This window comes from Noviluteimonas lactosilytica (assembly GCF_020866925.1).
In the GTDB taxonomy this organism is placed as follows: domain Bacteria; phylum Pseudomonadota; class Gammaproteobacteria; order Xanthomonadales; family Xanthomonadaceae; genus Noviluteimonas; species Noviluteimonas lactosilytica.
The window spans coordinates 296,571-302,869 of record NZ_JAJGAK010000003.1; the positions used below are offsets into that span (position 1 = coordinate 296,571).

The window sequence follows — 6,299 nt, forward strand, 5'->3', positions numbered from 1 at the left end:
GGGCTTGCAGCAGGACGCGCAGTCTAGCCCAGCGACGCACCGCCGGGCATGACGCCGTGGGTGACGCGTTCGCGATGCTCGACGTCCAGGCCGGTGTCGATGTCGAGGAAGCCGGCGGCTTCGAACAGCGCGCGCACCGCGGGCCCCTGGTCGCGGCCGTGTTCGATCAGCAACGCACCGCCCGGCACGAGGTGCGTGGGCGCGGTGCGCACGATGTCGCGGATCGCATCGAGGCCATCGCGGCCCGATGCCAATGCGGACGCCGGTTCGTAGCGCAGTGCTTCGAGATGGATGTCGCCGAGCGCGATGTACGGCGGGTTGCTCGCGATCGCATCGAACGGACCATCGTTGAGCGGTTCGCACCAATGCCCCATGCGGAACTCGACGTTGGGCAGGCGCAGCGCGACGGCGTTGGACTTCGCGACTTCGAGGGCCTTCGCACTGTCGTCGATCGCGACGACATGCGCGCGCGGGCGTTCGTATGCGATGGCGAGCGCGATCGCGCCGCTGCCCGTGCCGAGATCGGCGACGCGCACGGGCGCTTCGCGCGACAGGCGCGCGAGCAGGAGTTCGACGAGCAATTCGGTTTCCGGGCGCGGCACGAGCGTGTCGGGCGTGACCTTGAGCTCGAAGCGCCAGAACCCCTTGCGTCCGGTGAGATAGGCCAGCGGTTCGCCGGCGATGCGGCGCTCGAGCAGCGCGTGGTAGCGCTGCACGGCGTCGCCTGGAATCGTGTCGTCGCTGCGGGCATACAACCAGCTGCGCGACTTGCCGAGCACGAAGGCCAACAACCACTCCGCGTCGGCTGCATCGACCTTCGCGCGCGCGTCCTTGAGGATCTCGTCGACGCGCGCGGAAGGTTGGTCGGTCATGGGCGCATCCTAACCGCGATGCGCCCCGACCGCGCGTGCCTCCAACTTACTTGTTGAAGGCCAGCGGCATGCCCTTGCGGGCGTCCTTCTGCGCCGCGCACAGGCGCACGGCTTCGACGGTCTGCTTCAGTTCCAGCGGGCCGCCTTCGATCGACTTCATGCGATCGGTGAAGCGCGACTCGACGTCGGTCGCCTCGGCGTTGCTGCACATGCCGGCCGCGTAGAGCTGGACCAGCGCCGCACCCGCGGGCGCAAGGCGCGCCTCGAGCTCGGAGAAGTGCGAGTCGACCCACTGGCGCAGGGCCGGACGCGTCGAGGCTTCCTCGGTCTGGCCGCCGACGATCGGGAAGATCTCGTTACGGCGCAGCAGGCCCTTTTCGAACACGAGGGCGCGGGCGCGATCGAGCAACGCCTGGTCTTCCGTCGAACCCATCGCACCGAGCAACTGCGAACGCAGCGTCGGGTCCTGGCTGGCGCGGAAGTGCTTCTCCGCCGCGTCGAACGCTTCCTTGCCGCCATCCTGCACGGCGACGCCGAGCGCCACGGCGCGCAGGTCCTTCGGCACCGCGTCGGCGTTGAGCTTGCCGTCGCCGCCGAGGCCGAGCACCGCGCGACCCTGCTTGCCCATCTCGGCGCGAACCTGCGCGTCCTTCAGCGTGCCGGCGAAGAAGTTCACGAGCGACGCGCGCAGCAAGCGATCGTCGTCCGGCTCGCCCTGCTTCGGCGACAGGCCGAGCTGGTCGAGGCGCGGGCGATAGATTTCGGCCGCCTTCGCGCGGAACGCGTTGCGGTCGGCTTCGCTCGTGAGCAGCTGTTCGTCCATCCAGCCGATCGCGCTCATGCCCGCGGTCACCGTCTGGCGCACCTGCGCGGTGGTGAACTGCGGCAGCGCGGCGAGCAGTTCCTTCGGCGTGACCTGGCCTGCGCCATAGGCCGAGGTGATCGAGTCGGCGTAGACGCGCTGTTCGCGTTCGTCGAGCTGCGCGAACGCGGTCGACAGCGCCTGCTGGTACTTCGGCTCCAGCGCGAAGCGGTAGTAACCGGCGCCGTGCGCGTTCGGCATCACCCACGTCGGGCACGAGGTCGCGTTCTTCAGCTCGAAGCGCGACGACGCACCGGTGACGATGCCCTTCTCTTCGCGCACCGTGCCGTTGTCGGCGTAACGCACGCTCAGCGGGATGCCCCACGTCGCGTTGGCGCTCGCCGACGAACCGAGCGGCAGGTAACGCTGCTGCGTCACCACCAGCGTCGGCTTGCCGGTGCATTCCACCGCGACCTTCACGAACGGCACGCCCGGCTGGTCGATGAAGCTCTTGAACGCCGCGTCGACGGCCTTCGGATCGTTGCTCTGCTTCGCGACCGCGGCGATCAGGTCCGCGCTCGTCGCGTTGCCGCGCGCGTGGTCCTTCAGATAGTTGCGGATGCCGGTCTGGAAGGCTTCTTCGCCGACGTAGCGCTCGAACATCGCGAGCACCGCGCCGCCCTTCTGGTACGTGATGCCGTCGAACGCCGACTGGATCTGGGTGAAGTCGTTGATCGGCTCATGGATGCGACGCGTCGACGACAGGCTGTCGGCGCCCATCGCACCGATCGCGCCTTCGAGGATGCCGCGGTCGGTGTGCGCCTCGGGGCGCAGCTGGCCGTGGATCTTGTTGCCCATCCAGGTGGCGAACGCTTCGTTGAGCCACAGGTCGTCCCACCACTTCATGGTGACGAGGTCGCCGAACCACTGGTGCGCGAGTTCGTGCGCGCTGACGCCCCAGTACGACTGGATCTGCGACACCGACGAGGTCTCGTCGGGGAACATCAGGCTGTCGCGATACACGATCAGGCCCGCGTTCTCCATCGCGCCGGCCCAGAAGTCGGGCGCCGCGACGTTGTCGAGCTTGTCGAACGGATACGGGATGCCGAACCACGATTCGAGCGCGCGCACGATTTCCGGCGTGTGCTCCAGCGAATACTTCATGCGGCCGCCCTGGCCCTTGGCCGCGACGCCGCGGAGCTTGATCGGCGTGGTGCGCGAACCGTTCGGCGCGATGTCCGGGCCGGCCGGCACGTCCCACGGACCGACCGCGAACGCGACGAGGTAGCTCGGAAGCGCTTCGGTGCGGGCGAAGGTGACCTTCTTCCAACCGTCGGCGAGCTTCTCGGTCTTGGTTTCCGCGCTGTTGGCGACGGCGACGTCGTCCTGCGGCACGATCAGCGTGATATCCCAGGGCTGCTTGAAGCTCGGCTCGTCGAACGACGGGAACGTGTTGCGCGCGCCGATCGGTTCCATCTGCGTGACGACGTAATCGTTGCCGTCGGGCTTCACGCGATACGCGCCCTGCAGTTCGCCGAACGGCGCTTCGTACGCGATTTCGATGACGGCCTTGCCGGCCGGGATCTTCGAGACGGCCTGCATCTTCAGCACGCCGGAGACGTCGGCCTCGGTCGCGGTGAGCGCGATGCGCTTGTCGCCGACGATGGCTTCGGCCTTCGAGATCTTCAGGCCGCGACCGTGCATCCAGAACATGTCGGTGGCTTCGGCCACGTTCGCTTCGATGCGCGTGGTGCCGGTGAAGTTGGCCTGCTTCGGATCGAGCTTGAGTTCCAGCGACACCAGCGACGGCACGACGGTGCGCGGCAGCGGGCCCTTGGGAACATTGGCGTTGTCCGCCGCGTGGGCGAGGCCCAGCGACGACACGAGCGCGGTGGCGAGGAGACTGCGGCGAAGCAAGGTCATCGAGGGTGGCTCCAGGGACGAATCCGCGAGCTTACGGCGGAGGTTGCCCCCGGGGCCTATGACGAAAGTCCTAGTGACCGTGACTGTCTCCGCTTCCATGCGATGCCGCATGGAAGGGCGACCGCCTCGCGACGGCCGCCCTGCCCCGTTCAGCGGACTTCAGCGACTTCAGAAGTCGTACTGCACCATGAACCGCACCGAGCGCGGGTCCTGCCAGTTGGTCGCAATCCTGTAGATCTCCGGCTGCGGGTTGCCCGCGGTGTCTTCGCCGAATTCGTTGACCGTGATCGCTTCGCGGCTGTTGAACACGTTGAAGACGTCGACCTTGAACTGCAGGCCTTCCACCCACGACGGCTTGTACGCGACGTTCAAGTCGAGGTTGGTCGACCACGGCAGGCGACCCGCGGTGCCGCGCGGCACGATGGTGGTGCCGTTGTTGCCGGAGCCGTCGCCCGGATGCGTCGGCGAGCCGTCGGGGTTGTTCGTCGGGCCCGGATCGCACGAGAAGTACGAGTTGCCGTAGTGCGACGTGTTGGAACCGCCGAGGAAACCGAAGCAGTTGATCGGACGCCCCGACTGCACGCGCACGTTCGCGCCCATCGACCACTGGTCGTTCCACTCGTAGTTGCCGAACACCTTGAGGCTGTGGCGGCGATCGTTCGGCAGGTAGCCGTAAGAACCGATCGCGAGTTCGGGGTAGTCGAAGTCCTGCGTCGTGCCGGTGTCGTCCTGGCCGATGTCGGACTTCACGCCGCCTTCGGTGTTGCCGATCGAACGCGCGTAGGTATACGAACCCTGCACGAACACCTTGTCCCAGTTGCCCTGCCAGAAGAACTCGAGCGCGGAGTACTTGCGCTTCGCTTCCGGGCCGAGCACGCCGGCGGCCACGGGGATCGTCTCGAACACGCCGTCGCCGTTGACGTCCATCGTGAAGATGCCGTCCTCGCCCGGGTTGTAGAGGCGGCAGAACGGGAAGCCCGCGTTGTACACGGCGATGTCGGTGGCGAGCGTCTTGTCCGCCGGCGTCTGGAAGCCGCCGCTGCCGTTGTCGGTGAAGCCGTTGGCCAGCGCCCACTCGATGATCGGCCGGTAATCGCACTGGTCGTCGATCGCGCGCTTGAGATCGCGGTAGATGCCGCGCACGCCCAGCGAGAACGTGTCGTTCAGTTCCTTCTGGAAGCCCAGGATGTACTCGTCCTGGTACATCGGCTCGAGGTTCTGCGACGCGATGGTGCGCGGATCCTTGCCGACGCCGAACTCGTTGTTGAGATAGCGGATGTCGCGGCCGGGCGTGTTCGGATTCGGGATCAACGCGATGCCGGTCGGCGCGCCGGTGTTCGGATCGACGCCGGTGAACGTGTAGAACTGCTCGGAGAACAACGACGCCGACGCGCCGCGCACGGCGACGTTGCCGGTCAGCGGAAGCGCATAACGACCGGCATTCGCGAATACCTTGAACGACGAGTCACCGAACACGTCCCACGAGAAGCCCAGGCGCGGCGCGAACTGGTTGTCGATCTTGACGTACGACTCGCCGAGCCCGTTCTTGTTGTCGAACGTGTCCCAGCGCAGGCCGAGGTAGGCGACGAAGTCGTCGGTGATGTTCCAGCTGTCCTCGATGTAGAACGCGGTCTGGTCGACCTGCACCGTCGCGCCCGACTGGAACACGCGCTTGCGCACGATGTCTTCGCGGCCGAGGTAACGGCCGTAGCGCCACAGCATGCCGCCGGAGTACGACTCGCCCGCGATGGACTCGTAGTTGTCGATGTCGACGCCGCCGCGCAGCAGGTGGTCGCCGAGCTGCCATTCGGCGTCGATGCGGAACTGGTCGCGCGAATCCGCCGCATCCGGCCGGCCGAGGATCTGCGCGAGCTCGCACCCGGAGCGGCCCGTCATGCGGCCGGCGACGACATCGGGACGCAGGTCGAGGATGATCGGGCAACCCGACGTCACGCCGCCCACGTCGCCGAAGTATTCGTTGCGCTCGCCGTTCGCCGACACCGACCAGTTCTCGCGCGCGGATTCGCCGGTGCCCGCGAGCACCGACAGCGTGAACGTGTCGGTGAGGTAGCCCGTGTACTTGAGGATGTAGCTGTCGCCGCCGAAGTTGCTGTACTCGGTGCCCATGAACGCGCCGCGCATGTGGCTGACCGCGTTGTTGGCGACCTTGTAGTAGGCGGTGTCGAATTCGCGACGGTCCGACAGTGCGGTGAACTCGACGATGTTGCTGTCGTTGAGGTTCCAGTCGGCTTTCAGCAGCCACTTCGGTTCGTCGGACTTGATCTGCTGCGAGCTGCCCGCGTTGATCGGATCCAGGCGCTGGCCGGTATGGCCGTATTCGTACAGGCCGTAGAGGAACAGTTTGTCCTTGACCAGCGCACCGGACGCCCACACGGCCGCGCGCAGCGCGTATTCGTTCTCCTGCGAGTTGTCGGCGAGCAGCGTGCCGGTATTGGAGTAGCGGTTCGGCGGCGTTTCGGTGAGGCCTTCCGGCACCCAGAAGACGTTGCCGCCGGCGTGGAATTCATTCGAACCGCGCTTGGAGATCTGGTTGATCACGCCGCCCGTCGAGCGCCCGAACTCCGCACCGTAGCCGCCGGTCTTGACCTGCTGTTCGGCGATGCCTTCGAACGGCACCTGCACGAAGTTGAGGTTCTGGAAGGTGTTGGTGATGTTGAAGCCGTTGAAGAAGTACTGGTTCT

3 protein-coding genes are annotated in these 6,299 nt (G+C 66.7%); all 3 read right to left on the reverse strand.

Translation table 11 applies throughout. The features are described 5' to 3' along the window. Window positions 1-23 precede the first annotated feature (23 nt). The gene (prmC, locus tag LK996_RS13350) at window positions 24-872 is read right to left on the reverse strand and encodes a peptide chain release factor N(5)-glutamine methyltransferase (RefSeq protein ID WP_230527852.1); all 849 of its coding nucleotides are present in this window, start codon (window positions 870-872) and stop codon (window positions 24-26) included. A 46-nt stretch (window positions 873-918) separates the two neighbouring features. Further along, window positions 919-3,597, reverse strand: a complete 2,679-nt coding sequence (locus LK996_RS13355; RefSeq protein ID WP_230527853.1) for a M1 family metallopeptidase — start codon at window positions 3,595-3,597, stop codon at window positions 919-921. 168 nt (window positions 3,598-3,765) lie between these two features. Beyond that, the coding region (locus LK996_RS13360) for a TonB-dependent receptor plug domain-containing protein (RefSeq protein ID WP_230527854.1) at window positions 3,766-6,299 on the reverse strand (2,534 nt) is incomplete at its 5' end.

Bases quoted from the DNA above. Each gene is read 5' to 3' on its own strand.
- prmC (WP_230527852.1), bottom strand. From the start codon at position 872: ATGACCGACCAACCTTCCGCGCGCGTCGACGAGATCCTCAAGGACGCG.
- LK996_RS13355 (WP_230527853.1), bottom strand. From the start codon at position 3,597: ATGACCTTGCTTCGCCGCAGTCTCCTCGCCACCGCGCTCGTGTCGTCG.